Origin of the sequence: Ruegeria haliotis, assembly GCF_013377785.1 — a bacterium.
GTDB classification, from domain to species: domain Bacteria; phylum Pseudomonadota; class Alphaproteobacteria; order Rhodobacterales; family Rhodobacteraceae; genus Ruegeria; species Ruegeria haliotis.
In genome coordinates, this window is the sequence record NZ_JABXWT010000004.1 from 111,684 (window position 1) to 138,331 (window position 26,648).

Sequence of the window (26,648 nt, forward strand, 5' to 3'; positions counted from 1 at the left end):
TTACAAGTCCACGATGCCGCGCTGTCGCAGCAGTATCCACAGAAAGAATGGCGCGCCGATCACGGCGGTCACGATGCCGATAGGTAACTCGGCTGGGGCGATGATCACGCGGCAGATCAGATCGGCCATGACCAGGAGTGCGGCGCCTAGCAGGGCCGAGTTGATCAACAGATATCGATGATCCGGCCCCGAGGCCAATCTCAGCAGGTGCGGCACGACAATGCCCACAAACCCGATCCCGCCGCTGACCGCTACCGCAGCTCCGGTCGCTGCGGCGACAATCAAAACAGCACAGGCCTTGAGGCGCTGCACCCGAATCCCGATGTGACCGGCAGCCGCTTCGCCAAGCGTCAAGCCATTCAATCCCTTTGCCAGAAAGGGTGTCAGCAACAGCGGAATGGCGATGATTGGTCCCGCTACGTAGATCTTGCTCCAAGTGCTGCCTGCCAGCGAGCCCATGGTCCAGAACGTAAAATCACGCAGCTGAGTATCGTCGGCGACATAGACAAGGATACCGGTCAACGCCATCGCAAAGGCGGTTAGCGCAATGCCAGCCAAGAGCATTGTAGCCACAGATGTGCGGCCTCGGCGCGTCGCCACACGATAGAGAAGGATCGTAGTGATCCAGGCGCCCAAAAATGCGGATACGGGGACAGTCCATACGACCAAGGCCCCGCCCAAAACGATGGCACCGACCGCGCCCAGGCTCGCCCCAGCGCTGACGCCTACAATACCCGGGTCGGCCAGCGGGTTTCTGAACAACCCCTGCAATACCGCGCCTGACACGGCCAGCGCTGCGCCGACTAGACATCCCATGAGAACGCGTGGTGCCCGAATGTCCAGCAAAACGACCCGGTCACGTAGGGACAGTTCGCGCCCTTGCAACACATCCGAAAGAGCCTGCCATAGGGACGTACCAGCTGATCCTGTTGCCAGCGCGACAATCATGGATGCAGCCAACAACGCGCCCAACAGCCAAACGATACGACGGGTTGTGGCGCTGCGGTCTCCGTCACACACTGTGGCGGGGCTGATCTGTTCAGCCGTTGGCATCGCGCAACCCGGCGGCAAGATCGGTGATTGCCTGACCCGTGCGCACGGAAAAGCCTAGCAGTAGCATGCCGTCCATCCGCAACACGTCACCGTTTTGACCGGCGGGAGTCACGGCGATTGCAGGATGGGCCAGAACATCCGCGTCCGGCACTGACAGGAAACCGCCGGCTTCCATCATCAGAATGACGTCTGGGGCTGCGGTGATGATGGCTTCGTCTCCAAGTGGTTTGTAACCCTCGAACCCCTGCACCACATTGGTCGCGCCGACCATTTCGATGATGCCTTGCGCTGCAGTGTTGGTGCCTGCTGCCAGAATTCGGCCGCTCTGCATCGACAGCACGAACAAAACACGTTTGTTCTCAAGCCCTTCCTGAGATGTCGCGGAGTCAATTGCGGCCCCCACGCTGTCCGCCAGTTGTTCGCCCTGTTCGGGGACGTCCAGCGCCTTGGCAACCGTTCTGATCTTGTCCATCACTGCAGCCCGATTATGACCCATTGGGACGCTGACAATCGGGATCTGGGTTTCCTCAAGGACGGCCAGAGTTTCCGGTGGCCCTGCGCCTTCTTCGGCTAGGATCAAGTCGGGATTGACGGACAGTAACCCCTCGGCCGACAGACGGCGGACATACCCGATATTTGGCAATTCGCTGACCTCGGCGGGATAATTCGAGGTGCTGTCACGCGCCACCAGCCTGTGTTCCTGACCCAGCGCATAGATGATTTCCGTGATCGACCCACCGGCAGAAACGATCCGTTCCGCAGGTTCGGCCTGCGTGGCACCTGTCCCTAAGATTAGCGCAACACTAAGCCCGGAAAACAGGGCTGTGATCTTGCGGATCATGCCGGGATCTCCTCTGTCAGTTCATCGAGGGACAGAACCAGCGCGTTCCATTCGTCGGCGGCTTTGGGGTCTGCCAGCACACCAAAGATTTGCAGGATCAGGGCGCCATGCTCATCAAAGGCTTCGACTGAGATCGCGTCCCCACGCCGTGTTGCCTTGGTGGCTTGCCAGACTTCGGCAATCCGGTGGCTGCGCAGATGCAGGTTGAACCTCGGGTCGAGAACGTTCAGCCACGGGCCCATCTGTTTGACTTCTTTGATCGGGCCTGTGTGGATTTCGATGCAACCCTGATTGCCAACAAAAACCATGATTGGCAGCCCGGTTTCGGCGGCGCGATGCAGAATGGTATCGACCACCTGCGGGGCCAGCGGGCGGACGTAGGGTGCCCCAGCCATGCGATACGCCCCCAACCGGTTCAGCTTGAGCTTGCGCACCATTTGCAAGAACTGATGAGTGTCGGTGATCTTATCCCATTCTGCGCGCAACTGCTCGGTTTTGGTCCCGTCTATCTTGGCGGGTTCCACGTCGGTCCGGGGTGCCACGTTCAGCACATCCGGCTGGCCGGGTTCCCGCAGATCTTCGATGATTGCGTCCCACTCTTCGATCACCGAAGTGTCCCGCAGGAAAATCTTGTGCACGGCGTCCCCGGCAGCGTCAAAAACCTGGATCGAACGACGCTCTGCGCCGTCCTCCAGCTTTTTGGTGACTGCGAATCCGTGTACCCAATGCGCAGGGAACATGCGCAGATCGATTTCATGGTTCGCGATCAGCGCGGCATGCGGACCGCCACGATAGTCATCATAGACACCAACCTTTTCGATCACGCAGCTTTCATTGCGTGTCAGGGCCATGACGTCGCCCAGCTGGTTCATCAATGGCATCAACCGGTCCATGTTCGGACTGATCCTGACAACGTCCGGGCCGGTATGTGCCGCCAGCAACTGCGCCTCGGAAATACCCAGTTGGTCCGCAAGATCGCGCTCGCGTTTTTTTGGATTTTCAAGGCGCACCGCCCGGATTTCGGATGGGGTTGGCAAAGCCAGATCAGCCATTGTCTTCTCCAAATCAGTTTCTGACTGCGCAATTTGCTAGGAGTAGACCGGCCGGGCTGTGCGCGTTTGAGCCCGATCTACAGGCTCGGGAGCGGTGTATCAAGGACACGGGTGTAAAAACTTACAAAAAAACTATGGTATTTGAAAATGAAGTCCCATAGAAACCCCGCCGAAATGGCAGAACTCAGAGATAATCAAGTGGAGTAGCCGTCGTAAACCACCCAGCGGCCAGCCAGGTATCACCAAAAAACCGCCGAATTCGGCACGTGCATCACTCACTGCGCGACAATTTGAGAGACCTGGGGGATACCATGAAATCGGTACTTAAACTTTCCACCGCATCCGCGGCGCTGCTTGGCGCTATGTATGCAGCGCCGCTGGGGGCGCAGGAACAAGAAGAAGACGTGATCCAGTTGGGCGACATCATTGTCACCGGCACCGGGATACCCACCGAGGTGTTCGAAAGCCCGGGGTCCGTCACGGTGGTGGATTCAGACGAGATCAGTGAAATCGCGCCAAGCTCGGTCGCAAACCTGTTGTCGGACGTTCCAGGCGTCCAGGCCACCGAGAACGATCTGGATCGCATCCGTATCCGGGGTGAGGACTCTCAGCGGGTTGCAATCCTGATCGATGGCCAGCGTTTGTCAGATCACAATCGCTATGGGACACCATTGCTGGTGTCTCCGACAGATATCGAACGGATTGAGATCGTGCGCGGCCCCTCATCCGTTGTCTCGGGCAACCGAGCCATCGGTGGCGTCGTGAACATCATCACCAAACGTGGCGCGGACAAACCCGTCGAGTTTTCGGGCACTGCCGGTTACATTGGTGCAAATGATGGCTACCGCGCAGCCGCCAGCGTAGCTGGTACGGTCAACAATTTTGACTATCGTCTGTCATACTCAAAATCCGATCTGGGAGACCGAAAGACACCCGACGGAGATCTTGTCCCCTCCGGCAGCGATGACCGCGGCATTCTGGGTTTCTTGGGATACCAGTTCGGCAAAAGCTATGTCGGGTTCCGCGCGCAGGATTACGATGCGTCTACCGAAGTGTATACCAGCAACCCGAGTTTTGAGGTCGATCTGCCCAAGCGTGATCTTCGCAAATACAGCGCTTTCTATGAGGGTGAGGACCTGATGCCATGGATGTCTATGCTGAAATTCAGCGCATACACTCAGAAGATTGACCGTGAGTTCACAAACAATCTGAATTTTGGACCATTTGCTCCAAGTTTTGAAATCACGTCGGATGATGATCAGACCACAAGTGGTTTCCTGGCATCCGCGAATTTTGAATTCGCCGACGGGCATCGCACTGTCGTCGGGTTGGAATACGAAGATGATCGGCTTGAAACGAACAAAGCAACGACACGTATTTTCCCTGGACCATTCCCGCCGCCCAGCACCTCCACTACTTTTGTGGACGCCAAAATTCGCACGAGCAGCGTGTTCGGGCAGCATGAAATAACCATGGGTGATTTTGTTACTACGCTGGGTGCGCGTTACTACAAGGTCGATAGCGATCAGGATGAATTTATCCAAAATGGTGTGACCCAACCCGGTCAAAGCAACAGTGATGGTCGCTGGCTGGGATCAGCTGGTTTGGTCTACAATTTGTCGGATGACACGGTGCTGCGCGCCAGCATCTCACAAGGTTACAACTATCCTTCTCTGTCAGAGCTCTACATTACGACGGCAGCTGGTGGTCAAACCGTTAATGGGAACCCCAATCTGAAACCAGAAACGGCAACCAATTATGAAATCGGCGCCCGAGTTGATCGTGGAAACCTTGTTTTGGACACTGCGGTTTTTTACACGCGGTCAAAGGACTACATCGCAGTTACCGCTGACCCAACTTCATCGGGGCAATTCACCTATGACAATGTCGACCGAGTTAAAAGCTGGGGCTTCGAAGTGGCGGCGGAGTTTGACCCGGGTTGGGGTGGGGTACGTCCGTATGCAATTCTGTCAAACGTGACGCGCGAGTTCGAGTATTCGACCGATGAAAAGACCAAAGACAGCGGTACGCCGGACTGGACCGGCACCATTGGTTTGCGCTCGGATTGGGAAGCGGCGGCCTATACAGGCACTTGGGATGTATTCCTTCGGGGTGAAAGCGCGTCGAGACTGGTGGATGAAAACGGTAATATTGTAGACACCGGAACGCCGACCGGCACCAATCCTTCGTCGGGTTGGACAACGCTCAATTTCCGCGGAACCATGGATCTGACCGAAAATGCGCGTTTGATCCTGGAGTTGGATAACATTCTGGACAAGTCGTACCGGGCCAATGACCAAATCTCCGGAGCGGGTCGGAATGTCAGCCTGTTCGTAACGGCCACATTCTAAGTTTGGTGCACAGTTTAGCCCAGCAGGGCTATTGTCGATTGCCGACGATAGCCCTGCTGGGGTGAAGCATTTATCGCAAACCTCTGGAGGTCTGGAATGCATCAATCAGGACGGTTTGATTTGAACAAATAGAGAAATACGAAAAGCGATCCGATGGAGGTGGTGACAATTCCAACCGGCAGTTCCTGTGGTGCAAGTAACAGTCGGGATAGAATGTCAGACAGGGTCAACAAAATCGCCCCCACGATAGCGGATGCCACCAGCAGATTGCGGTGCAGGGTTCCTGCTATGCCACGAGCGATATGAGGGACCATCAATCCGACAAACCCGATTACACCGGCGACCGAGACAAAGGTTGCTGTTGCAAGAGCTGCGACAAAGAACATTCGAAACCGCAAGCCCTGAACGGGAATGCCCAACGTGGCCGCAGTGAAATCTCCGGTTAACAGTGCATCCAGCCACCGACTCCGATAGAGCGCATAACCAAGGATCAACGCAAGACCGACCAGAACAAGCGGAAAGGTCTCCCATCGGGCCAGACCCAAACCGCCCAGCATCCAGAAAATCACGGAATGTGCCGCGCGGCTGTCACCGGCAAAGATCAGGTAGTTTGTGACCGCAGAGAACAGAAAGGACACGGCCAGGCCTGCCAGGATCAGCTTTTCCGGGGCACTTGTCCGCAGGCTTTGGACCAGCGCCAGAACAATGCCCGAAGCAATCAGGCCGCCGCAAAACGCAGCAAGAGGCAACGTCCAGATGCCCAGCACATCGCCTGTTACGGTGATGACGAGTACAGCACCCGCCGCCGCACCGGAGGACAGACCAAACAGGAATGGATCTGCCAGATCGTTACGCGTGGTCGTTTGCAGAACCACGCCTACAACCCCAAGCCCGGCACCGATGACGGCTGCAAATAGCGCACGAGGCAGGCGCAGGTCGAATACGATCCGGTGCAGGGGGGACATGTCCCCGTCGGTCATGCCGGTTCCAAGTGCAATTGCAGTGATGACATCCGCGACGGGGATGGGCGTCGTACCATAAATCGTGGACAGCAGCAAAAGGGCGGTCAAAACGACCGCCCCCAGCATTAGCAATCGGCCCATGTGGACCATATCAGTTGATCTCCGGATGCATGGCCTGAGCCATCTTCTCGATGGCTTCAATGTTCGCAGGTCCGGGTGTCAGCTCTTCGTACCGAAGGCCGATCCAGCGTTCGTTCTTGACCGCGTCGGTCTGGGACATCACCGGATGATCCTGCAGGAACTTGAACGTGTCTGCAGCGCCGTTGCCGGTCTGGTAGTCCAGCAGCACCAGAAACTCGGGGTTTGATGCGGCGACGGCCTCCCACGAGGTGCGGCCCCAGCTGGTGTCCAGATCATGTGTGACGTTCTCACCGCCCGCAGCGGCAATCATTGCGTCAGGGATGGCGAACTTGCCAGCGGTAAAAGGCGCATCCGCCGGGCCGTCCAGTAAGAAGACACGGGGCTTTGCCACATCGGCGGTGTTGGATTCGATAGCAGACAGCTGGTCTTTCCAGCCAGAGACCAGATCCGCAGCCTTGTCTTCAACATGCATCACCTTGCCCAGACGCAGAACGTCGTCAAACAACAGGTCCATGCTGGCTTCGGGGCGGTCTTTGTTCAGATGCACACAGCTTTCGGTCAGAACCATGGTCTTGATGCCGAATGGCTCTAGTGTATCCGGCGTCACGTCGCCACCGGGCTTCATGCCATAGTACCACCCGGCGAAGAACAGGTCAGGCTCAACCGCTACGAGGTTCTCGATGGTTGGGTATTTGGGGGCCAGTTCGGGGATGTTTCCGCGCAGCGTGTCGAAATCCGGGCTGGTCTTGTACCAGCCGGTGATGCCTGTCAGACCAACAATCTTGTCCTGCAAACCCAGAGCAAAGGCCATGTCGGTCATGTTCATGTCATGCACGACCAGCCGCTCAGGCGTGGTTTCAAAAACCAGCGGCTCACCGCAGTTATCAATGGTGACTTCGTGCGCCGCAGCACCGCTTGTCAGGCCGGTGAGCAATACCACGGGCCAGATTTTCTGCATCATTCTATTCTCCTGTTATGATGACAGTTTTCGTTTTCGGATGTCGAGCGCCGGGATCACGCGGCCTTCATGTTGAAAGCACAGGTAATCGACGCCAAAGGTGTCACGGACGCGATCCGGTGTCAGCACCTCTTCTACGGGCCCAAAGCCGGTCAGACGCGTTGATTTCATCAGTGCGACATGTGTGGCGAATTCCGGGATCATGACGAGATCGTGGACAATCATGACTACGGTGACCCCCAATTCCGCCACCAGAGACAGCATGTGGCCCTTGGCGTCGGGATCCAGATGGTTGGTTGGTTCGTCCAGAAACAACAGCGAGGGGTTCTGGGCCAGCGCCCGCGCGATATGGGCGCGCTGCCGTTCGCCACCTGACAGCCGCAGTATCGATTTGTCGGCCAGATGGGTTAACTCGGTTATCGCAAGGACGCGGTCCAACGCAGTTATGTGATCCGCGGCAGAGCGGTCTGCCTGAATCGGAATCTGCCCTAATGCCACATAGTCTCGCAGCCGCAATCGACCGTCCGGCAATTCCTGCTGGCTGACGACGGCAATTGTCCGGGCTTTTTGTTGCGCAGACAACTTGCGCAAGCTTTTGTTGCAGATGCGCACGTCACCAAGCGCCAATCGTTCCACACCACATAACAGGTTCAAAAGCGTAGTTTTGCCAGCGCCATTGGGCCCCGCGATGGCGAGAATCGAACCCTCTTCAAGGCTGAACGAAACTTCCTGTATCAGGAGATCTCCGTTCAACGCGTAGTATTCCAGACCTTCGGCGACCAAAAAGCTCATGTCGCATCCTCCGCAGGCAGACGAGGTATCCGTGAAAGTGTCTTGTAGAAAAGGGCAGGGGGGCGTTCGGACGCGCTGGTCCAGCCGTCTACACTGTTTTGGAATTGGCAGGCAAATGCGGCCAGAGCGGTCAGATCTGCCGAGCTTTGTATGTCACCGAACAGATACTGCGCCTTGTCAGTCGTCTGAAAGCCAACGGTCATGGGCCGATTGCAGCCAGCCATGCAAGGGATCAGCCGCGTTGTGAACCCGTCTGGCAGCGATTCATCGAGCGTTCTCTGTGCTGTCTCGGCTGCCAGTGGCCCCTGACAGGTCGAACAGATCAGAACGTAGTGATCAGGATACTCGGACATTGTCTGCCCCGTCACTTGCCAAGTGCGGACAGAAGGTGCCAACTATTTGCATACACAGACGCGTCATCAAAGCCTCCTTCCAGGACGCCCCGTCCCGGGTTGGTTGAACATCTGATGGCAGGTCTCCTGACTTGCGGGTCGTTGCTCGGCCATCCTTCCCGGCCATGTGGCCAGTGGTGATTTGGCTTTGCTCTCCGCCTACAGTTGCGGGGGCAGTCACGGCATTGGCTTGTGGAACAAGCCGCACCATATTCCCATTTTCATCCCTCAGGTCATCCGTCGGGAACCATCTCGGTCAGCTAGTCTGGTGTCCTATTGATTGTCAAGCTTTTGGTTGCTGGCGTTACTTGATCACGCGCAGAACGGGACGCCGTGGTGGTTGGTTCCGGGGGGCGCTACCAGTGGGAAACCGGTTGGCCAGAGTCAGGCCCGCCTGAATCAGATGCGCGTCCGGGTAACCCCCGGTAATCTGGCCAACAGCGTCGCGGGCGGCGGGTGTTTCATCCCGTCGCATGTGGTGCACCATCTTCAGCAACGCCCTCTCGTCACAGGTGACCTCGAGGCGGTAATCCACGCATAGTGGATCGTTGAAGGCCAATCCCTCGGGGCGGCAGTGCAAGGTCGCCTTGACGATCTTGAACACGAGGTGGGCAAGGTTAAGACCCTGATCCTGTCCCCAGCGTTCGATCGCAATCGAGTAGGCCTGCTGCCATGCCAGTGTCTCGGGTTCAGCGAAGCTGAGGATGAAATGCCGCATGACCGGCAGCAGGCCGCGTTCAAAATCGTCGAATTCCGCTTGGGGGTTTTTCACCGGAGTGCCGGTTGAACCGGATGCTGAATAGCTCATGCGCGCCGCCTGTCAGTGTTTGCGGAAGGACTGTGCATACGGTGTACGTTCTCTGGCAGTTTGCCGTCGATAATCGCGACATCAGGTCTGGGCGAGGCCGCGTGGGCCGGAAATCTGAGGTCCGCTTCAATCGCCTGTCGTAATTTGGGTTTTAAAGCGCACCCATGTTGGCTGGCAACCGCATCCATGGCTAACAGGTCGGCAAGTGATTTTGTCATCGTCAAATCGTCTCTCGGTCGTGGGCATGACCGGGCGTGATTCCAAGGGATCTGACTGGGTCGACAAATACTTGACAAAAATAATCAGAAAAAGCAATTCGAAAAACGAACCCGCAGAACAGGCTCGTTTTCCGGGGCAGGCGGAGTAAATTCTGGCAACCTGCCCAGTGTACTGCTGGCCCAGGCCGGGGGTCCCGGGCCAACAGAAAGAGTGACGCGGTCAGCCGCCGTTGGAATTGGCCAGCGGGGGCTGGGCAAAGTCGTTGGCAGCAGGTGTCAGATCCTGCGCGCCAGTGCCCGGCATCAATTCAAAACCTATGTCGAACTGATCCAAGGTCGAGGCTAGCTGTGTCACAATGTCAGCATTACCTTCGGACTTGGCGGTGCCATCGGCCAGCATCTCGGTCAACTTACGCTCGCCGGTCATGACCTGCTCCAGATCGGCGCGGTTCAGGCTAATCGACAGATCGGCATTTTCTGCATTCTGGCCAACAATATGGGTTAGCGTGGCATTGCTCATCTCAACCACGATGTTCTCGTCGCGATCCGGGATCGCAAGGTTGATGGTGAACTCCATGTCCGCTGCCTTGGCGCTGTTGACGCGGATGGCGATGAAATCCAGCCACATGGAAGTCTGCATCGCCTTGATTGTGTCCGGACCGGTGGTCTCGATGGTCGCACCCTGCGGGATGCCGTTGCGCAGTTCGAACGCTGCACCAAGGAACGAGTTGCGGACCGAGGGGCTTTCTTTCTGATACCCGATCTGCTCGAACGCATCCGCCAACAAATCCTTAGCAGTCTGGTTTTGCGGCTCGGCATAGACCAGTTTGTTCAGGATTTCGGTGGCTTCCAGATACTTGCCGCTGTCCACCAGTTCCTGGCCTTTGGTTAGGATCGGTTCAGCCCCACCCATCATCTCGACAAACAGCGGGGCGCTGTCTTCGGGGGACAAGGGTGTCAGAGTGGTGGGGTTGGCATCCCAGTATCCCAGATACCGGTTGATCACCGCGCGGCTGTTATGCTCGACCGAGCCATGATAGCTGCGGGCGGCCCATTGTTGTTGCAGGCTTTCGGGCACTTCATAGACGTTATGAACCTGATTGACGGTCACGCCTTTGTTGGCCAGATTCAGCACCCCGTTGTTGAGGTTGGCATAGGTATCGCGCTGCGCTCGCATCACTTCCTGAATGCGGTCGTTGCCAAACCGTGGCCAGGAGTGAGAGGCAAACATCACCTCCGCATCCTGGCCGAACTCGTACAACGCATCGTTGATGTGTTTGGACCACATCAACGCATCCCGAACCAGCGCGCCGCGCAGGGTGTAAATGTTGTGGATCGTCCCGGTGATATTCTCTGCTGCCCAGAAGGCTTTGAGGTCGGGGAAGTAGGTGTTCATCTCGGCCGGTGCTTCGGTGCCGGGCGTGTTCTGGAAGATCATGCGCACGCCATCGATGGTGATCTCTTCATAGGCGTCAGAGACATAGCGGGTCGGTTCGATCAGACCGGTTGTTCCGGCCGAGATATTCTTGCCGATCGACTGATCCACATGCCCGAACGGGCTGCGCGGCAGCAGCACGCCGTATTGAAAGAACAGACGGCGGTTCATCACGTTGCCCGCATAGACGTTTTCGGACACCGCATGTTCCATGAAGCCCTCGGGGGCGATCACTTCGACGCCGTTGGCCACATCTTCATCCGAAATCACGCCGCGCACACCGCCATAGTGGTCGGCATGCGAATGCGAATACACAACGGCCTTGACCGGCCTTTCGCCCACGGTGTCGGTCAGCAGTTTCAGCGCAGCGGCGGCGGTTTCTTTTGACGCGAGCGGGTCAAAGATGATCCAGCCGGTATCGCCACGGATGAAGGTGATGTTCGACAGGTCGAACCCGCGGACCTGATAGATGGTGCCTTCCTGGATCTCGTAGAGACCGAAGTTCATGTTCAGAATCGCCTGACGCTGCAGCGACGGGTGGATCGAGTCGAATTCTTCGCCTTCTTTCAGAAGGTACTCATAGCTGCCGATATCCCAAGCCACTGTGCCGTCTTCGGTGGTGATCTGTTTGTAATCGGGCGTCGCAATCAGGCCCTTGCGGCTTTCTTCAAAGTCCCGCAGGTCATCGAATGGTAGCGACTCGCGCATCTGGTTCTGAAAGTCGATTGTGAACTGAGAGGGCAGCTTGCCCTTTGGGTCGAAATGTTCTGACCCTTGGTTCTCGGCTGCCGCCAACCCTGCGGTGAGGCCCAGAAATGCGGTTGCAACTAGTGAAATATGTCGTCGTGCCATGTTTGGAACGGCTCCTGTGGATGTTGAGTTCCTGATAATCGAAGGCAGGGCCAAGAAGGGTTCGGCGTACTGAATGTCCCTATCCGCAGGGAACGCATCGGATGCGCATCTGCGGTGAGCTGTTGTGGGTGACGTTCACGCGGTCTCCTTGACACTTTGATGCCGACCTGCGCGGCAATCCATTCGCACGTGTTAGCCACATGCACGCCCCAGTGAAGTGCGAACATGTTGCTACAGGCCTGTAACTCGCGCTAAGAGCGGGGCAGGCAACGCCTTAACGCCTCGGTTTCAAACGTTTTTCAGGACGGGATTTCGTCGGTTGTCCATTTCAGATCAGGATATTCGCGCACAGCTGCGGCGCCTCATGGATCACCCCGAATTTCCGGCGAGCCCACAGCGTCGGGCCTTTCTGACCTATGTGGTTGACGAGTATCTGGCCGGGCGCGCTGACCAGATCAAGGGCGTGTCGATTGCCATGTCCGTTTTCAACCGCGACGCCAGCTTCGATCAGCAGATCGACCCGATTGTTCGGCTCGAGGCGCGCAGGTTGCGGCAGGATATCGACAGTTATTATGCGGGTCCGGGTCGAGATGATCCCATGCGCCTGTCCATTCCAAAAGGAGGCTACGCGCCTCGGTTCGAACAGGTCGCACACCCCAAGGCAGACCCTGTTTCCGATGAGGTCTTGCGGCATGAGGAACCCGCTCCGCACCGGTCCAGCCGAACGATATGGGTCTTGGCCGGAGCTGCGATGATATGCGGCGTGATATGGATTGGTCTGTCTTTCCTCGGCGCGGCCCCCGGACGCGATCCGGATTTGCCCAAAGGTCCGATTGTAGCCGTCTTGCCGTTTGAGTCTCTGGGCGAAGCCCCGGAGTCCCTTGCCTATGGGATAACCCAGCAATTGACGACCGAGCTGGTTCGGTTCCGTGATTTGTGGGTGTTACCCTTGGGCACAGTCGAGCGATTTCGTGACAGTCAAATCGACCCACAACAGCTCCGGTCCGAGTTCGATGCGGATTACGCGCTGGAGGGCAGTGTGCAGGAAACCGGCGAAACGCTGCGTCTGTCGGCCCGGCTGATCGACTTGACCGCAGCGCGGTATGTCTGGGTGCGAAGTTACGAAATCGGTTTGGCACCAAGCGAAATCTACGCCGTGCAGGATCAGATTATTCGGGATGTGACGGGTCAACTTGCCGGAAAATACGGATTGCTGACACAAGATGCTATGCAATTGGCGGCACGAACAGCCCCGGCGCATCGCGACGCATATGACTGTGTACTCGAATATTACAGCTATCAGATCACAATCAATCTGGACCAGCATGGCGATGTCAAAGCCTGCATCCTGAATGCGGTCGACCAAAACCCCGAATACGCCGAGGCCTGGGCGGTATTGTCGAACCTTTATGTGCAACAAGTGCGCTTTAACCTTGGGGGTGATCGCGATCAGGTGTTGCAAGCCGCTGATCTTGCTGCCCGGCGCGCCATTCAGGCGGATCCCAATCTGGCAACTGGTCATCTGATGCTTGCCAATCTCCTGTTTGTGGAAGGCGATATCCAAGGGTTTAGGCAAGCGGGCCAACGGGCTGTAGACCTCAACCCCAATGACGGAGCCATTCTGGCTCATTTCGGGATGCGGCTGGCCTTTGCCGGTGATTGGGATCGGGGTTTGGCGATAGGGGATCGCGCTATCGCCCTGAATCCGGTGCATCCGCACTGGTATCATTTCCCCCGGGTTTTCTACCTGTTTGATCAAGGTGATTTTGATCAAGCCTTGTCCGTTCTGGACCGGATCGACATGCCCGAGTTCTTTTGGACCCATCTATGGCGCGCAGCCTTGAATCATGAAATCGGCGATGAGGCACAGGCTGAGGCAGCCCTTGAGGCTTTGCTGAACTTGCAGCCGAATTTTGCGGTCAAAGCGCCCGATATTCTGTCGATCTGGCAGTTGGATGATTTGTTCAAGCAGAAATTGATGAACAGTTTGCATCAAGCCGGATTGTCAGGATGACGCGCCTTTCTCGGGGCGAGATCAAAGCTCGTGCGCCCAAGGTGGGTTTGCCCCGGCGCGCGCGACGGTAACTGCAGCCACATCGGCGCCCAAAGCAAGCGCTGCGCGCAACGTGTTGGCAGTCAGGGCGCGCAGACCGGGTTTGGTCAGATGGCCGGCCTTGTTCAGCTCGGCCAGAACGCCCGCGTTGAAAGTATCACCTGCGCCAACCGTGTCTACGACCTGTACCTGGTTGACAGGTACCGTTGTTTCCACGCCATTCGTCAGATAGCCGGTGGCCCCTTGACTGCCGCGCGTGAGGATGACCACAGAAGGCCCTGCCTGCAATAGAAGCGGCACTTTTTCCGCATGGCTCTCTGGTCCGGGGATGATCCAGTCCAGATCCTCATCCGACACTTTGACGATGTCGGATTGCGCAATCATGCGGTTCAGGCGTGCGCGATATCGGGTCTGGTCCTTAATAAAACTCGAACGAATGTTCGGATCCAGCATGACCGCGCAGTTGGTCCCGTGCCGATCCAGCAGAGTGGCGTAAGCGTCGGCGCAGGGTTCGCAAGCCAGGCTGATCCCACCGAGGTAGAGCGCGGAAACAGCCGGCAGCTGGGTTGGCATGTCTTCGGGCTGCAGTATTCGACCGGCTGTGTTTTCATCGACAAAGCTGTACGACGCATGCCCATCCTGCATCTGTACAAACGCCAGAGTTGTCGGACGGTCTGAGGCAATCACATGTGTCGTGTCCACATGGCTGGCTTTCAACGCATCCGCCAGTTGCTGACCAAACATATCCGAGGACAGACCGGTAAGCACCCCAACGGGTGCACCCAATCGGCCCAACGCGATGGCCGTATTGAAAATTGCGCCGCCCGAATGTGGCACGAAGCCATGTGCGCCGGAAACCGTCGGTTCGGCGATCATATCGATCAGGGCTTCGCCACAGCATAGGATCATCCCATGTTCCTTTTCTGGAAAAGGCGATTGGCGGAATGTTTACCGCATAAGCGCATTTTTACAGAAATTGTTAGCGCCAACAATGCCAAATTCAGCCTGCTCCGACACGTAAAGGCTCATCGAGCGGCGCAAATCACTGAATCGTCCGCCTTCATTGAATGCATCGCGAAAGGTATCGCCAAAAAGCCAGCGGTTCTTTTCTGCCACTCCGCCCACGAGGAATACGCCACCCACCGGCATCAATGTAACGGCCATGTCACCCATCAAAGCGCCAAGATGCGCCGTGAACATCCGGGCCGTTCGGGCGGCCACTTCGTCCACTTCATCACGAGCGGCCTGCAGGATGTCTTTGGCCGTTCGGGGCGGGGTATCCGATTGACCACTGGCCATTGCGACGGCTTGGTAAAGGATCGGAAGGCCGGTGCCGCTCAGGAACATCTCGGCCTCAAGCACCAGACTGTCGGCAAAGAAGCACCCAGGAGCAATATGGCGTGCCGCATCAAAAACATCAACTTCGTCCCGATGTCGTGGAGACAGGCCCACATGGCCACCTTCGCCAGACACCGTGTGATAGCGCCCCTCGGAATAGATCAACGCCCCAACCCCAAGACCTGTCCCGGGGCCGACGACAAGCCGTGTGCCCGCCGGAGGTGAGGCTGCGCCCTGCAGAACGGCCACATCTGCGATGGTGGCTTCGGCCACTGACCATGCTGCCGCAGTAAAGTCATTGATGACAAATGTGTGCTGCGCACCCGTGGCTTTCGCCAGCTCTGTTTCGGACAGATCCAGATGTGCGTTGGTCAGGCGAATGGTGCCGTTCTTGACCGGACCGGCCCCGGCCGCGACAACAGCCTGCGGGTCGGTGCCAATTTCGTCACGCAGACGATGAAATGCCTCAAGCAGATCTGGCAGAGTGCCAGTAGGGAGCTTTCGCAAGTCAGTCAGCGCACCATTTGACACGACACCAAGCCGGGTATTTGTGCCGCCTATATCCGCAACCAAATTCCAGTGTTCATGGACTGCGCCTGCTGGTTGTGCCATCGGTAAAGAGACGTTTCGCCCTTTTGTAAGAGCGGATTTCAGTGCGTTGAACGAGGCTTTGGGTGTGCGTTCCAGCGTATGAAAATCGACATCTACCAAACCAAAACGTTTTTCATACCCGTAGGCCCATTCATAATTGTCCAACAGCGACCAGATGAAATACCCCTTGACCGGGACGTCTTGATCCAGCGCATCCTGAACAGCGCCGAGATGTTGGTTGAGATAATCGATACGGTCATCATCCCGCTGACGTTCGGGGCTGGCCATGCCGTTTTCAGTAACGTAAATCGGCAGGTCACCGGTGTACTCTTGCATCGTGCGTGTCAGGAACCGGGTCAGGGCGGCAGGCTCAATCTCCCAACCCATCTGCGTTTTGGGCAGGGGCCCGGGAACCTCTTTTAAGCTGGGCCATTCGATATCCGCAGGCGCGATGAGCTTGCGGGTATAGTAGTTCAGCCCACACCAATCGACCGGGGTTCCGATCGTGTCAAAATCATCCTGCCAACCAGAGGGCAGGTGGGGTTCCAGCCCGTCCAACACATTTTCCGGATAGGACTTGTTGAACACGCCTCCGAGGAAAAATCGGTTGTAGATGCCGTCATACAGGTCAGCCGCGCGCCGTGCCTGGGCGCTGTTATCCCCAGGTTCGGCCCATTCCAGATTGAACACGGCGCCCAGGTTTCCCATGCCCAAACTGCGCATAGCCTGAATTGATTGGCCATGCGCGAGCAGGACATGATGCATCGCGCGGGCTGCCGCGCGGATGTCGCGCAGACCCGGGGCGTGGTGCCCCTCAAAATGGCTGAGCCAACTTACGCACCACGGCTCATTGATCGGGGCAACGCTGAACATGCGATCGCCGATCCGATCCATTACGATTTCGGTGAAATCTGCGAACCAGCTTGCGATGTCACGGTTGCGCCACCCCCCCAGATCGGCAAGCGGCGAGGGGAGCTCCCAATGATAGAGGGTGGCACAAGGACGGATGCCGCGCTCAAGCAATGCGTCAGCCAGACGGTCGTAATAGTCCAAGCCCGCTTGATTGACCTGGCCGCGCCCCTCGGGCAAAACACGAGCCCAGCTTGTCGAAAAACGATAGCAGTCGAACCCCGCCTCGCGCACAAGATCAAAATCTTGCGGAAAGCGGTTCAGGTGATCACAGGCCAGATCGCCGTTTTCGCCCCGCACCACGTTACCCGGGGACGATGCAAATGTATCCCAATGGGTTTGACCCGCACCACCCTGAGCGTGCCCTTCGATTTGATAGGCAGAGGTTGCCACACCAAAGAGGAAATCTTTGGGAAAATCAGCACGGGTATATTTCATATTAAAACCTGTTGGGCACGGGGCCGGTTGATCTGCCGACTACCAGTTCGGCCTCCAGCAATCTAGTTTTGATCGGATCGTTCGGTGATTTGATGCGGTCGATCAGCATTTCTGCCGCAAGTTCCCCTGCCTGTCGTACCGAAGATCGTGTCGCGGTGAAGATTGGGACATCCTGACCGTTCTTCAGGTAAGAGAGGTCGTCATCATGGGCAATCACTGAAACGTCCCGGCCCATTTCCAGCCCAATTTCCTCCAACGCCCGGCGCACACCAATGGCCGAGATCATGGATGAGGTCAGGATGGCTGTGGGTGGATTGTCCAACTGCAGCATGTCCCGCGTTTCATGGTGACCATAGACTTCGGTCATCTCTGCGCTGCGCATCAGTTTGGGGTCGGGTGGCAGTTCGGCTTGCCGCATTGCTTCGAGAAACCCGTCCCGGCGACGTTGCGCAAAATCCATATCTTCAAGCCCATTGATCAAGGCAATGCGTCGATGACCCAAGTCAATCAGGAACCGTGTGGCGCGCATGAATGAGCTTTTGTTATTCACATCAATCCAGTCATAGGGAACATTCACCCCGGTTGAACGACCATGCACGATGAATGGCACCGCCATCCTGTTTAAAACCTCGATCCGCGGCTCATTTACCTTAGGGCCTTGCAACACGACGCCATCAACTGCGCCGCGTTGAAACAGATTGCGGTAAGCCTGTTCGATAGAAGTGTCTTCCGCATTGGTGAACATCATGTCGTAGCCGCATTCGGCGTATTTCTTTGCGGCCCCGGCAACAAAATCGCCAAAGATCGGGTTCACCATCTCATGTTGGGACGAGCTGGGAATCACATGACCGATGACCATGGATTTTCCGGTTGCCAGCCCTTTGGCGCGACTGTTTGGGCGATAGCCGTGTTTGTCAGCGGCAGCCTGAACCCGCAGCCGCGTATCCTCGCTGACCTCGGGGTATCCGTTCAGTGCGCGGCTAACCGTCGTCTGCGAAAGGTCGAGGATTTCCGAGAGCTGTTTGAGGTTCATATTACTTTCAAAGCGCCTTCAAGTTTTAATCATTCACTGTTTTGTGGGTCGTTTCCGCATCCGTCAACCGGTTTCATTGGTCACCCACTTATTACTGTCAAACAAGAAACTTGAAAACCAGTTATTGACAGAACTTGAATGTTAGCGGATAAACATCGCTAACCAAAGCGCTTTGAAAACGAGTCTGGATTGGCGCAAAAGAGAGTTGGGAGGAAAACTCATGAAACATGCGCTATACGCTGGTGTGGCCACGTTTGCCTTGATGACCGGGGCGGTGCAGGCCCAGGAAGGTCTACTTCACGCTGTTGGTGAAGGCAGTTTCGACTGGGACGGCTTTCAGGCCTTTGGCGAAACGCATGATCTGACTGGCGAAAGCCTGACTATCTTTGGACCCTGGTTGGCGAGTGAAGGAAAATCCTTTGAAAATCTGGTCGCCTATTTCGACGACGCAACGGGTGCCAATTCCAGTTATGTCGGGTCAGACTCGTTGGAACAGCAAATCCTGATTGACGCGGCTGCCGGTTCTGCACCGAACCTCACGGTGTTCCCGCAGCCTGGCCTTGCGGCCAACATGGCCAAGAATGGTTACCTCACACCGCTGGCCGATGGCTCGGCCGATTGGATCAAGGACAATTTTGCTGCTGGTCAATCCTGGGTCGATCTGGGGACTTTCCAAAATGCTGAAGGCACCGGCGCCTTTTATGGCTTTTTCTTCAATGTGAACGTCAAATCCCTGGTTTGGTACATTCCTGAGAATTTCGAAGATTTCGGATATGAAGTCCCTGAAACCATGGAAGAGCTCAAGGCGCTGATGGATCAGATGGTTGCCGACGGCGAGACGCCGCTGTGCGTTGGTCTGGCCTCGGGTGGCGCAACTGGTTGGCCCGCAACGGATTGGGTAGAAGATCTGATGCTGCGTACGCAACCACCCGAAGTGTATGATGCCTGGATCTCGAACGAGATGAGCTTTGATGATCCCCGCGTTGTCGCGGCCATCGAAGAATATGGCAGTTTTACACGCAACGATGATTACGTCGTCGGGAATGCGGATGATACTGCGGCAATTGATTTTCGGGACAGCCCGAAGGGTCTGTTTGACAGCCCACCCGCGTGCATGATGCACCGTCAGGCTTCATTCATTCCGGCCTATTTCCCTGAAGGCACAGAGCTGGGGGCGGATGCGGACTTCTTCTACTTCCCGGCATATGTCGAAAAAGATCTGGGGACACCGGTTCTTGGGGCAGGGACCCTTTTCACAGTCACAAACCCGAACCCTGCAGCCGAGGCATTCATGGAGTTTCTCAAGACGCCCTTCGCTCATGAAATCATGATGTCGCAAGACGGGTTCCTGACACCGCACCTTGGGGCCAACCCGGACAACTATGCGAACGACACTCAGCGTGGGCAGGGGGAAATTCTGACCAACGCAACGACGTTCCGGTTTGACGGGTCTGATCTGATGCCTGGCGCAGTTGGCGCGGGCACATTCTGGACCGGCATGGTCGACTATTCCTCGGGTGCGAAAGATGCCGCGACCGTGGCAAGCGAAATCCAGTCCTCCTGGGACGCTGCAAAGTAAGCAAATTTTGGGGCAATCCATGGATTGTCCCGCCCCCAAACGGATGAGAGCGTCATGACACCGGCACTTCAGGGCCTGCTGACCATCGTCATTGGTGTGTCGGGTTGCGTGGGCTACTTCTACTTTTCGAACCAGTTTTTGGATAAAGTCCTGTTCCCGCCGCGTGGGCCGAATGCGGGTCGCAACATCAACCGCGCGAACGTGATCCGGCCTTGGCTGTTTCTGTTCCCGGCGCTCGCCGCGCTTGGCCTGTATCTGGCTTATCCGGTGGTTGAAACGATGCGCCTTTCTCTCACGGAACGCGTGCCCGGCGGCGGGTACAAATGGGTCGGCCTTGACAACTACATCCAGATGGCGGCCGAGCCCAAGTTCTGGGAAGCCATGCGCAACAACATGTTCTGGCTGATCGTAGTGCCGGCCATGTCCACCGCGTTTGGCCTGCTGGTGGCACAGCTGACGGACCGGATCCGCTGGGGCAATTTCGCCAAATCGCTGATCTTCATGCCGATGGCAATCTCGTTTGTAGGCGCATCGGTGATCTGGAAATTGGTTTATGATGCACGGCCAGCCGAGCAGGATCAGATAGGCATTCTGAACGCGCTATACATCTTCTTCGGCGGAACTGACCCGCAAACATGGCTGACGATTCCATTCTGGAACAGTTTCTTTCTGATGATCGTGCTGGTCTGGATTCAGACCGGATTTGCGATGGTGATCCTGTCGGCAGCTCTGCGTGGCATCCCCGAGGAAACGATCGAGGCCGCGATTTTGGACGGGGCCAATCCGTTCCAGATTTTCTTCAAGATCAAAGTGCCGCAGATCAAAACCACCATCCTTGTTGTCTGGACCACCATCACCATCACCGTGCTGAAGGTTTTCGACATCGTCTTCGCTATGACCAACGGTCAGTGGGAGACGCAGGTTCTGGCCAACTACATGTATGACAAGCTTTTTCGGGCCAATGACTGGGGGGTTGGGTCAGCCTCGGCCATGATAATCATGCTGTTGGTGGCCCCTATTCTTGTCTGGAACGTGCGCAATGCGCGTAAGGAGATGGAGTAAGCCATGAGCGATATTGCAGGAACCAAGCCAGCGCTCAGATGGGTTGTCCATGCCTCTGTCCTTTTTCTTGTGGTGCTTTGGGTTGTCCCGACGTTGGGATTGTTGATCTCGTCCTTCCGCACGGCGGATCAGATATCTTCAAGCGGTTGGTGGCGGTCGCTGTTCCCGTCCGAGCAGAACCTGACTCTGCGCAGCGCCGCGCCCGAGACGCAGGTCCTGCAAAACGGGATGTATGTCATTGAAGGCAAGCTGTTCGACGAAAACCAGAAGGCGACGATATCCAGATGGGGTATTAGCTCGCGTGATGTGACTGCGTTCGTGCCCGATGAGGTGGCGGAGTTGCGCCGGGGTGGCACTATTACCGTTTCCGCCGATGGTGATTACCGCATGGAAAACGCCGAGGAATTCACTGGAAAGCGTGGAGTGCGTATTTTCGTGACTGCAGAACTGCCGTCTGAGTTCACTTTCGACAACTACCATAAAGTGCTTTTGGACCAGAGCAGCACCGACAGTATGGGCAAGGCGTTCTTCAACACGCTGACGGTCACGATCCCGGCCACGATCATCCCGATCCTTGTTGCCGCTTTTGCAGCTTATGCGTTGGCCTGGATGGACTTTCCAGGCCGAGCGTTACTGATTGCGGCCGTTGTCGGCCTGCTGGTTGTGCCGTTGCAACTGGCGTTGATCCCACTGCTGAAATTTCACCTGAGTATCGGGATCGGCAAAGGATACCTGGGTGTCTGGCTTGCCCATACCGGGTTCGGGATGCCGCTAGCAATCTACCTGTTGCGCAACTACATGGCCGGATTGCCGCGCGATCTGATCGAAAATGCCCGGGTTGATGGTGCCACCGAGTTTCAGATCTTCACTAAGCTGATCCTTCCGCTCAGTTTCCCAGCATTGGCGTCCTTTGCGATCTTCCAGTTCCTTTGGACCTGGAACGACCTGCTGGTTGCCAAAGTTTTCCTGATTGACGCAACTGGGCAGACCACGGTGATGACCAACCGAATTGTCGAGTTGCTGGGAACGCGCGGTGGCAACTGGGAAATTCTGGCCACAGCGGCCTTTGTGTCGATCTTTGTGCCGCTGGTTGTCTTCTTCGCAATGCAAAAATACCTGGTCCGCGGCCTTTTGGCCGGGTCCGTCAAATAGAGGCGTCTAATGAACGTGCAGAACACTCCGAGACAAGTCAAAGCAACCAGGCAATCGTCCGATTGGTGGCGTGGGGGCGTGATATACCAGATCTATCCGCGCAGTTTTCAAGACAGCAACGGTGACGGGGTCGGAGATCTGAAGGGGATCACCGAAAGACTGGATTACATCGCCTCTTTGGGTGTGGATGCGATCTGGATTTCGCCCTTCTTCAAATCTCCGATGAAAGATTTCGGGTATGATGTCAGCGATTACCGCGACGTCGATCCCATGTTCGGCACACTGGATGATTTTCGAGAGCTTATGAATCAAGCCCATGCAAAAGGGCTGAAAGTGATGATCGACTTAGTGCTGTCTCACACATCGGATCAGCATCCGTGGTTCAATGAAAGCCGAGGAAGCCGCGCGAATGCGAAATCGGACTGGTACGTTTGGTCAGACCCCAAGCCTGACGGCACGCCGCCAAACAACTGGCTTTCGATCTTCGGCGGCTCGGCGTGGCAATGGGATTCCCGTCGTCTGCAATACTACCTTCACAACTTCCTGACGTCACAGCCCGATCTGAACTTCCATTGTGCAGATGTGCAGGATGCTCTTTTAGACGTTGCGCGGTTCTGGCTGGAACTGGGTGTGGATGGGTTCCGCCTGGACACCATTAACTTCTACTTCCATGACAAGCAGCTACGCGACAATCCGGCTTTGCCGTTGGAGGAGCGTAATGCCTCAATCGCGCCAGCCGTAAACCCTTATAACCATCAGGATCACCTATTCTCGAAAAGCCAGCCAGAGAACATCGCGTTTCTCGAGAGGTTGAGGGCACTCACCGACGAATACGAAGGTCGCGCTTGTTTGGGCGAGGTCGGTGATGCGCAGCGCGGGTTGGAGATCATGGGGGAATACACCTCTGGCGATAGGCGAATGCACATGTGCTACGCCTTCGAATTCCTTGAAAAACGTGCTCTGACGGCCAGCTATGCAAAACAGGTTTTTGATCAGTTGGAGGCAAAAGCAGGCGACGCATGGCCCTGTTGGGCATTTTCCAATCACGACGTGCAGCGCCACGCGTCACGATGGAACCTGAGCGACGTTGCCGCCCGTCAATATGCGGTTCTGATGATGTGCCTGCGCGGGTCCGCCTGCCTATATCAGGGTGAGGAATTGGGGCTGCACGAAGCGGATGTACCATTCGAAAAGCTACAGGACCCCTACGGCATCGAATTTTGGCCCGAGTTCAAGGGGCGCGATGGATGTCGCACGCCAATGGTCTGGGTCGCTCAGGACGAACAGTCCGGGTTTAGTACCGGAGATCCATGGTTGCCCGTTAGTGCCGCGCAGGCCGAGTGTGCAACGGACAGATTGGAAGCCGACCCGCAGTCGATGCTACATCACTATCGCCGCGCAATTGCCCTGCGGCACGCGCATTCCGCACTCGCATCCGGGGCGCAGACAGACATGGCTCAGAACGGGTCGGTCCTGAGCTTTCTACGCGAGGATGCGTCCGAGCAGGTTTTTTGCTCGTTCAACCTCGGCACAGATACGGCCGAGGTAAAGTTGTCCGGCGGCAATTGGCGATCCATCGGTCTGGACTTGGGTGCGGTCGAAGGTGCGGGCAGTGTAATGCTGAATGCGTCGCAATTCTGTCTGATGGCCAGGGAAAAGGAATAGGGTATGTCTGAACTGAAACTCTCAGATGTCGCAAAGTCCTATGGCCCGGTCGATGTTCTGAAACATATCGATCTTGAGATCGAACAGGGCGAGCTGATTGTCTTTGTCGGTCCTTCGGGCTGCGGTAAATCCACCTTATTAAGGATGATTGCCGGTCTGGAGAAAATCACAGGCGGAACGCTGGAAATCGAAGGGCAGTTGATGAACGATGTCCCGCCCGCGCAACGGGGCATCGCAATGGTATTTCAGAGCTACGCACTGTATCCACATATGACAGTGCGTGAAAACATGGCCTTCGCCCTGAAGATCGCCAAAATGCCCGCTGCCGAGATCGACGCGGCGGTCGACCGCGCCGCCCGTATTCTGCAGCTTGAACCGTTTCTGGACCGCCTTCCCAAGGCGTTGTCCGGCGGTCAGCGTCAGCGGGTGGCTATTGGGCGGGCCATTGTGCGCGATCCAAAAGTGTATCTGTTCGACGAGCCGCTCTCGAACCTTGACGCGGCACTGCGCGTGGCAACAAGGATCGAGATTGCGCGGCTAAAGGAGGCGATGCCCGACAGCACCATGATCTATGTAACCCATGATCAAGTCGAGGCTATGACTCTGGCGAGCCGGATCGTGGTTCTGGCCAACAAAGGCATTGCGCAAGTTGGCACACCGTTGGATTTGTATGAGGCACCCGATAACGAATTCGTAGCTCAATTTATCGGCTCACCTTCCATGAACCTGCTGCCCGGCACAATCACGGGCACAGGGCCGATGACAACCGTGACTTTGGACACGGGCTGCGTTGCGATTTCGGCAATCCCAACCAAGGCGAGCGATCAAGGCAAACACGTCAATATCGGCGTGCGCCCCGAAGATTTTGTAATGGCAGACGACGACGCGATCCTGACCGGAGTAGTAGATTTTACCGAGGTTTTGGGTGAGGTCACGTTACTGTATTTTGCCAAGACTGAAGCGTCCGGGGCCGTCGTTGCCAAGCTTCCGGGGATTCAGCGAAACCTGCGGGGGCAGGCGATTTCGGTGACAGCAGCGGCTGAGAAAGTGCACCTGTTCCACGCTGGGTTGTCGATGCGGACGTAGCAAAAGGGCATTTAGACACAAAACTTGACAACTCAGCCCTTCCTGTCTCACCATATTTGAAACGTTTCAATGGTGGTGAATGCGGATTTCTGCTCAGCTCTACACGGTGCGGCAATGTGGCGATTTGAGCGATCAGTTGCGATTGGCTGCGGCGTGCGGTTTCACCGACGTGGAAACGACCGGACTTCACGAACTGTCCGCGCAACAAATGGCAGATATCGTTCGTCAATCTGGTCTGCAGGTCCGTTCCGCGCATTTTGATTGGGAAGAGTTTGAGGGGCGGTTTTCGGAAATCATCGAGGTCCTGAACCTTTTGAAATGCCAAGTAGCCGTCATGCCTTGGCTTGCGCCCGATGCGAGACCTGACACAGCCAAAGGATGGTTGGCTATGTCGGGCCAGTTATCCGAATGGGCTGACCAGTTAGCTACAATGGGCATTAAGCTGGCTTACCACAATCACGATTTCGATCTGGTGGGATATCCCGGTGAAACGCCGTTGGATTTGATTCTGGCACAAGGAAACATCTATTGGCAGCCTGACATCGGTTGGCTGGTTGCGGCAGGCTTGGACCCTACAGATCTCATTCAACGTTATGCAGAATGCATCCTGTCGATCCACGCCAAAGACATTGATCCAACAGGGCAAGGCGATGAGCGTTGGCGCGATGTAGGCGACGGTGTCGTGGATTGGGAGGCCGTGCTGAGGGCTTTGGCCCGAACAGGTTGTGCGGATCTGTTCGTGGAACACGACGAAACGCCTGATCACTGGCGTACGCTGCGAACGGGTCGCCGGTTTCTTTCCGATCAGCTGGGGCGGATTGCGTGATGGCGCGGGCGACGATCAAATCGATTGCCAAACGGACGGGGTTCTCTGTCGGCACAGTATCAAACGCGCTGCGTGGGGCGCCGTCAGTCAAGCGCGAAACCCGCGAAGAGATTCAAACCGTTGCGGCTGAGCTTGGTTATCGCGTCAATCTCGACGGGCTTAAGCTGCGCACCAATAAATCCTACCGGATAGGCGTTCTTGTCGGTGTCTCGGTGGATGCACCCGAAGAATGGGAGGGCGTTGAGTTCACCCGCATTCTTGGCGGCATTTCCAGTGCGCTGCAGGGCTCGCGCTATCAGCTCAGCGTGTTCAGCGTTTCAGACCTTAATAGCGCGATGTCTGTGCTGCGAAACATCGTGCAAGAGGGGCTGGTCGACGGGGTGATTTTTTCCGGCACGCGCCGAAACGACCCGCGTATTGCGTATCTGGAGGAACAGGGCTTTCCATTTGTGACTTACGGCATGAGCGAGAGTGACCACCCGCACCCGTATGTGGATTTCGACAGTCAGATGGCGGCACACGACGCGACCTCTCGGTTGATAAAGCTGGGCCATCGTCGGATTGCGTTGGTTAACCCGCCCGTAGATCTGATCTATGCAGCGCAGCGTGAACAAGGATACTCGGATGCGCTTGCCTCGGCTGGAATTGAAATTGACCCAAAACTGGTCTTCAACGGTCCAACGACTGCATTGAGTGGTCAGCAGGCGACCCAAATGCTGATGAAGCTGTCGATCCGTCCAAGTGCGATCATATGCGCCAACGAGGCAATGACGCTGGGCGCGTTATCCGCTGCGGCAAAGGCAGGCTTGCAGGTTGGGCGCGACGTTGTCGTGATTTCGACCGACGACCTGCATCTCAGCCAGTATTTTGTGCCGCCCCCCAGCACATATTACCTGCCGATCGGTGAAACCAGCCGACTGCTGGGTGAATTCATGTTGAAATCACTGGCCGGGGCTGACCCGTCCGAGACACAGAAAAAGATCAGGGCCACGTTAATCGAACGCCAACCTGACACGCCCGCGCCGGAAATGGCGCAAACCAACTGATCCAACAAAGGAGAA

General features: G+C 56.5%; 21 protein-coding genes, 1 pseudogene and 1 riboswitch. Of the genes and pseudogenes, 9 read left to right on the forward strand and 13 right to left on the reverse strand.

The window, feature by feature from the left end; translation table 11 throughout:
* The 3 genes from HW561_RS11040 to HW561_RS11050 are packed head-to-tail and all read right to left on the reverse strand — an operon-like array spanning position 1 to position 2,946.
* The gene (locus tag HW561_RS11040) at positions 1 to 1,053 is read right to left on the reverse strand and encodes a FecCD family ABC transporter permease (protein ID WP_176864672.1); all 1,053 of its coding nucleotides are present in this window, start codon (positions 1,051 to 1,053) and stop codon (positions 1 to 3) included.
* Complete coding sequence (locus HW561_RS11045) at positions 1,040 to 1,894, reverse strand: heme/hemin ABC transporter substrate-binding protein (protein WP_176864673.1); 855 nt, start codon at positions 1,892 to 1,894, stop codon at positions 1,040 to 1,042. Before HW561_RS11045 ends, HW561_RS11040 begins: the two co-directional genes overlap by 14 nt.
* Complete coding sequence (locus tag HW561_RS11050; RefSeq protein WP_176864675.1) at positions 1,891 to 2,946, reverse strand: hemin-degrading factor; 1,056 nt, start codon at positions 2,944 to 2,946, stop codon at positions 1,891 to 1,893. The genes HW561_RS11045 and HW561_RS11050 overlap by 4 nt, the downstream gene beginning before the upstream one ends.
* Before the next feature lie 311 nt (positions 2,947 to 3,257).
* On the opposite strand from HW561_RS11050, the gene HW561_RS11055 reads away from it, so the two are divergent.
* Entirely contained in the window at positions 3,258 to 5,297 is a 2,040-nt protein-coding gene (locus tag HW561_RS11055; RefSeq protein WP_176864677.1) for a TonB-dependent receptor, read from the forward strand.
* Between the two features lie 101 nt (positions 5,298 to 5,398).
* Here HW561_RS11055 and HW561_RS11060 read toward each other — a convergent pair whose 3' ends face one another.
* The 6 genes from HW561_RS11060 to HW561_RS11085 all read right to left on the reverse strand — a co-directional run bounded on the left by HW561_RS11060 (position 5,399) and on the right by HW561_RS11085 (position 11,855).
* Positions 5,399 to 6,409, reverse strand: a complete 1,011-nt coding sequence (locus tag HW561_RS11060) for a FecCD family ABC transporter permease (RefSeq protein WP_176864679.1) — start codon at positions 6,407 to 6,409, stop codon at positions 5,399 to 5,401.
* Position 6,410: 1 nt separating this feature from the next.
* A complete protein-coding gene (locus HW561_RS11065; protein WP_235962866.1) occupies positions 6,411 to 7,361 on the reverse strand; it encodes an ABC transporter substrate-binding protein in 951 nt (316 codons plus the stop codon).
* Between the two features lie 12 nt (positions 7,362 to 7,373).
* Positions 7,374 to 8,150, reverse strand: a complete 777-nt coding sequence (locus HW561_RS11070) for an ABC transporter ATP-binding protein (protein ID WP_176864681.1) — start codon at positions 8,148 to 8,150, stop codon at positions 7,374 to 7,376.
* Positions 8,147 to 8,503 carry a DUF1636 family protein gene (locus HW561_RS11075; RefSeq protein ID WP_176864683.1) on the reverse strand — a complete coding sequence of 119 codons (357 nt, stop codon included), beginning with the start codon at positions 8,501 to 8,503 and terminating at the stop codon, positions 8,147 to 8,149. The genes HW561_RS11070 and HW561_RS11075 overlap by 4 nt, the downstream gene beginning before the upstream one ends.
* Before the next feature lie 99 nt (positions 8,504 to 8,602).
* A riboswitch (cobalamin riboswitch) is annotated at positions 8,603 to 8,807 on the reverse strand.
* 39 nt (positions 8,808 to 8,846) lie between these two features.
* Entirely contained in the window at positions 8,847 to 9,350 is a 504-nt protein-coding gene (locus tag HW561_RS11080) for a hypothetical protein (RefSeq protein WP_176864685.1), read from the reverse strand.
* 438 nt (positions 9,351 to 9,788) lie between these two features.
* Complete coding sequence (locus HW561_RS11085; protein WP_176864687.1) at positions 9,789 to 11,855, reverse strand: alkyl/aryl-sulfatase; 2,067 nt, start codon at positions 11,853 to 11,855, stop codon at positions 9,789 to 9,791.
* Positions 11,856 to 12,174: 319 nt separating this feature from the next.
* On the opposite strand from HW561_RS11085, the gene HW561_RS11090 reads away from it, so the two are divergent.
* Positions 12,175 to 13,869 (forward strand): tetratricopeptide repeat protein, encoded by a 1,695-nt coding sequence (locus tag HW561_RS11090; protein WP_176864689.1) that lies wholly within the window; start codon positions 12,175 to 12,177, stop codon positions 13,867 to 13,869.
* 21 nt (positions 13,870 to 13,890) lie between these two features.
* Here the strand turns inward: HW561_RS11090 and HW561_RS11095 are convergent, their stop codons facing one another.
* The 4 genes and pseudogenes from HW561_RS11095 to HW561_RS11105 all read right to left on the reverse strand — a co-directional run bounded on the left by HW561_RS11095 (position 13,891) and on the right by HW561_RS11105 (position 18,217).
* The gene (locus HW561_RS11095) at positions 13,891 to 14,817 is read right to left on the reverse strand and encodes a carbohydrate kinase family protein (protein ID WP_176864691.1); all 927 of its coding nucleotides are present in this window, start codon (positions 14,815 to 14,817) and stop codon (positions 13,891 to 13,893) included.
* Positions 14,818 to 14,856: 39 nt separating this feature from the next.
* Entirely contained in the window at positions 14,857 to 15,858 is a 1,002-nt protein-coding gene (locus tag HW561_RS23920; RefSeq protein WP_235962872.1) for a glucokinase, read from the reverse strand.
* A 24-nt stretch (positions 15,859 to 15,882) separates the two neighbouring features.
* Positions 15,883 to 17,184: pseudogene (locus HW561_RS23925) on the reverse strand (GH1 family beta-glucosidase); the annotation flags it as partial.
* A gap of 1 nt (position 17,185) precedes the next feature.
* A complete protein-coding gene (locus HW561_RS11105) occupies positions 17,186 to 18,217 on the reverse strand; it encodes a LacI family DNA-binding transcriptional regulator (protein WP_176864695.1) in 1,032 nt (343 codons plus the stop codon).
* Between the two features lie 220 nt (positions 18,218 to 18,437).
* Here HW561_RS11105 and HW561_RS11110 point away from each other — a divergent pair, with 220 nt between their 5' ends.
* From HW561_RS11110 to HW561_RS11140, 7 genes are all read left to right on the forward strand, one after another.
* Complete coding sequence (locus HW561_RS11110; RefSeq protein ID WP_176864697.1) at positions 18,438 to 19,796, forward strand: ABC transporter substrate-binding protein; 1,359 nt, start codon at positions 18,438 to 18,440, stop codon at positions 19,794 to 19,796.
* A 54-nt stretch (positions 19,797 to 19,850) separates the two neighbouring features.
* Positions 19,851 to 20,858, forward strand: a complete 1,008-nt coding sequence (locus HW561_RS11115; protein WP_176864699.1) for a carbohydrate ABC transporter permease — start codon at positions 19,851 to 19,853, stop codon at positions 20,856 to 20,858.
* Between the two features lie 3 nt (positions 20,859 to 20,861).
* The gene (locus tag HW561_RS11120; RefSeq protein ID WP_176864701.1) at positions 20,862 to 22,010 is read left to right on the forward strand and encodes a carbohydrate ABC transporter permease; all 1,149 of its coding nucleotides are present in this window, start codon (positions 20,862 to 20,864) and stop codon (positions 22,008 to 22,010) included.
* Between the two features lie 9 nt (positions 22,011 to 22,019).
* The gene (locus HW561_RS11125) at positions 22,020 to 23,675 is read left to right on the forward strand and encodes an alpha-amylase family glycosyl hydrolase (RefSeq protein ID WP_176864703.1); all 1,656 of its coding nucleotides are present in this window, start codon (positions 22,020 to 22,022) and stop codon (positions 23,673 to 23,675) included.
* A gap of 3 nt (positions 23,676 to 23,678) precedes the next feature.
* On the forward strand, positions 23,679 to 24,761 hold the full coding sequence (locus HW561_RS11130; protein ID WP_176864705.1) for an ABC transporter ATP-binding protein: 1,083 nt from the start codon (positions 23,679 to 23,681) through the stop codon (positions 24,759 to 24,761).
* 79 nt (positions 24,762 to 24,840) lie between these two features.
* Positions 24,841 to 25,587 carry a sugar phosphate isomerase/epimerase family protein gene (locus HW561_RS11135; RefSeq protein ID WP_176864707.1) on the forward strand — a complete coding sequence of 249 codons (747 nt, stop codon included), beginning with the start codon at positions 24,841 to 24,843 and terminating at the stop codon, positions 25,585 to 25,587.
* Positions 25,587 to 26,633, forward strand: a complete 1,047-nt coding sequence (locus HW561_RS11140) for a LacI family DNA-binding transcriptional regulator (RefSeq protein WP_176864709.1) — start codon at positions 25,587 to 25,589, stop codon at positions 26,631 to 26,633. The genes HW561_RS11135 and HW561_RS11140 overlap by 1 nt, the downstream gene beginning before the upstream one ends.
* The last annotated feature ends 15 nt before the right edge of the window (positions 26,634 to 26,648 follow it).

Coding starts and splice junctions, on each gene's coding strand:
- HW561_RS11040 (WP_176864672.1), bottom strand. CDS start 1,053: ATGCCAACGGCTGAACAGATCAGCCCCGCCACAGTGTGTGACGGAGAC.
- HW561_RS11045 (WP_176864673.1), bottom strand. CDS start 1,894: ATGATCCGCAAGATCACAGCCCTGTTTTCCGGGCTTAGTGTTGCGCTA.
- HW561_RS11050 (WP_176864675.1), bottom strand. CDS start 2,946: ATGGCTGATCTGGCTTTGCCAACCCCATCCGAAATCCGGGCGGTGCGC.
- HW561_RS11055 (WP_176864677.1), top strand. CDS start 3,258: ATGAAATCGGTACTTAAACTTTCCACCGCATCCGCGGCGCTGCTTGGC.
- HW561_RS11060 (WP_176864679.1), bottom strand. CDS start 6,409: ATGGTCCACATGGGCCGATTGCTAATGCTGGGGGCGGTCGTTTTGACC.
- HW561_RS11065 (WP_235962866.1), bottom strand. CDS start 7,361: ATGATGCAGAAAATCTGGCCCGTGGTATTGCTCACCGGCCTGACAAGC.
- HW561_RS11070 (WP_176864681.1), bottom strand. CDS start 8,150: ATGAGCTTTTTGGTCGCCGAAGGTCTGGAATACTACGCGTTGAACGGA.
- HW561_RS11075 (WP_176864683.1), bottom strand. CDS start 8,503: ATGTCCGAGTATCCTGATCACTACGTTCTGATCTGTTCGACCTGTCAG.
- HW561_RS11080 (WP_176864685.1), bottom strand. CDS start 9,350: ATGAGCTATTCAGCATCCGGTTCAACCGGCACTCCGGTGAAAAACCCC.
- HW561_RS11085 (WP_176864687.1), bottom strand. CDS start 11,855: ATGGCACGACGACATATTTCACTAGTTGCAACCGCATTTCTGGGCCTC.
- HW561_RS11095 (WP_176864691.1), bottom strand. CDS start 14,817: ATGATCCTATGCTGTGGCGAAGCCCTGATCGATATGATCGCCGAACCG.
- HW561_RS23920 (WP_235962872.1), bottom strand. CDS start 15,858: ATGGCACAACCAGCAGGCGCAGTCCATGAACACTGGAATTTGGTTGCG.
- HW561_RS11105 (WP_176864695.1), bottom strand. CDS start 18,217: ATGAACCTCAAACAGCTCTCGGAAATCCTCGACCTTTCGCAGACGACG.
- HW561_RS11110 (WP_176864697.1), top strand. CDS start 18,438: ATGAAACATGCGCTATACGCTGGTGTGGCCACGTTTGCCTTGATGACC.
- HW561_RS11115 (WP_176864699.1), top strand. CDS start 19,851: ATGACACCGGCACTTCAGGGCCTGCTGACCATCGTCATTGGTGTGTCG.
- HW561_RS11120 (WP_176864701.1), top strand. CDS start 20,862: ATGAGCGATATTGCAGGAACCAAGCCAGCGCTCAGATGGGTTGTCCAT.
- HW561_RS11125 (WP_176864703.1), top strand. CDS start 22,020: ATGAACGTGCAGAACACTCCGAGACAAGTCAAAGCAACCAGGCAATCG.
- HW561_RS11130 (WP_176864705.1), top strand. CDS start 23,679: ATGTCTGAACTGAAACTCTCAGATGTCGCAAAGTCCTATGGCCCGGTC.
- HW561_RS11135 (WP_176864707.1), top strand. CDS start 24,841: ATGCGGATTTCTGCTCAGCTCTACACGGTGCGGCAATGTGGCGATTTG.
- HW561_RS11140 (WP_176864709.1), top strand. CDS start 25,587: ATGGCGCGGGCGACGATCAAATCGATTGCCAAACGGACGGGGTTCTCT.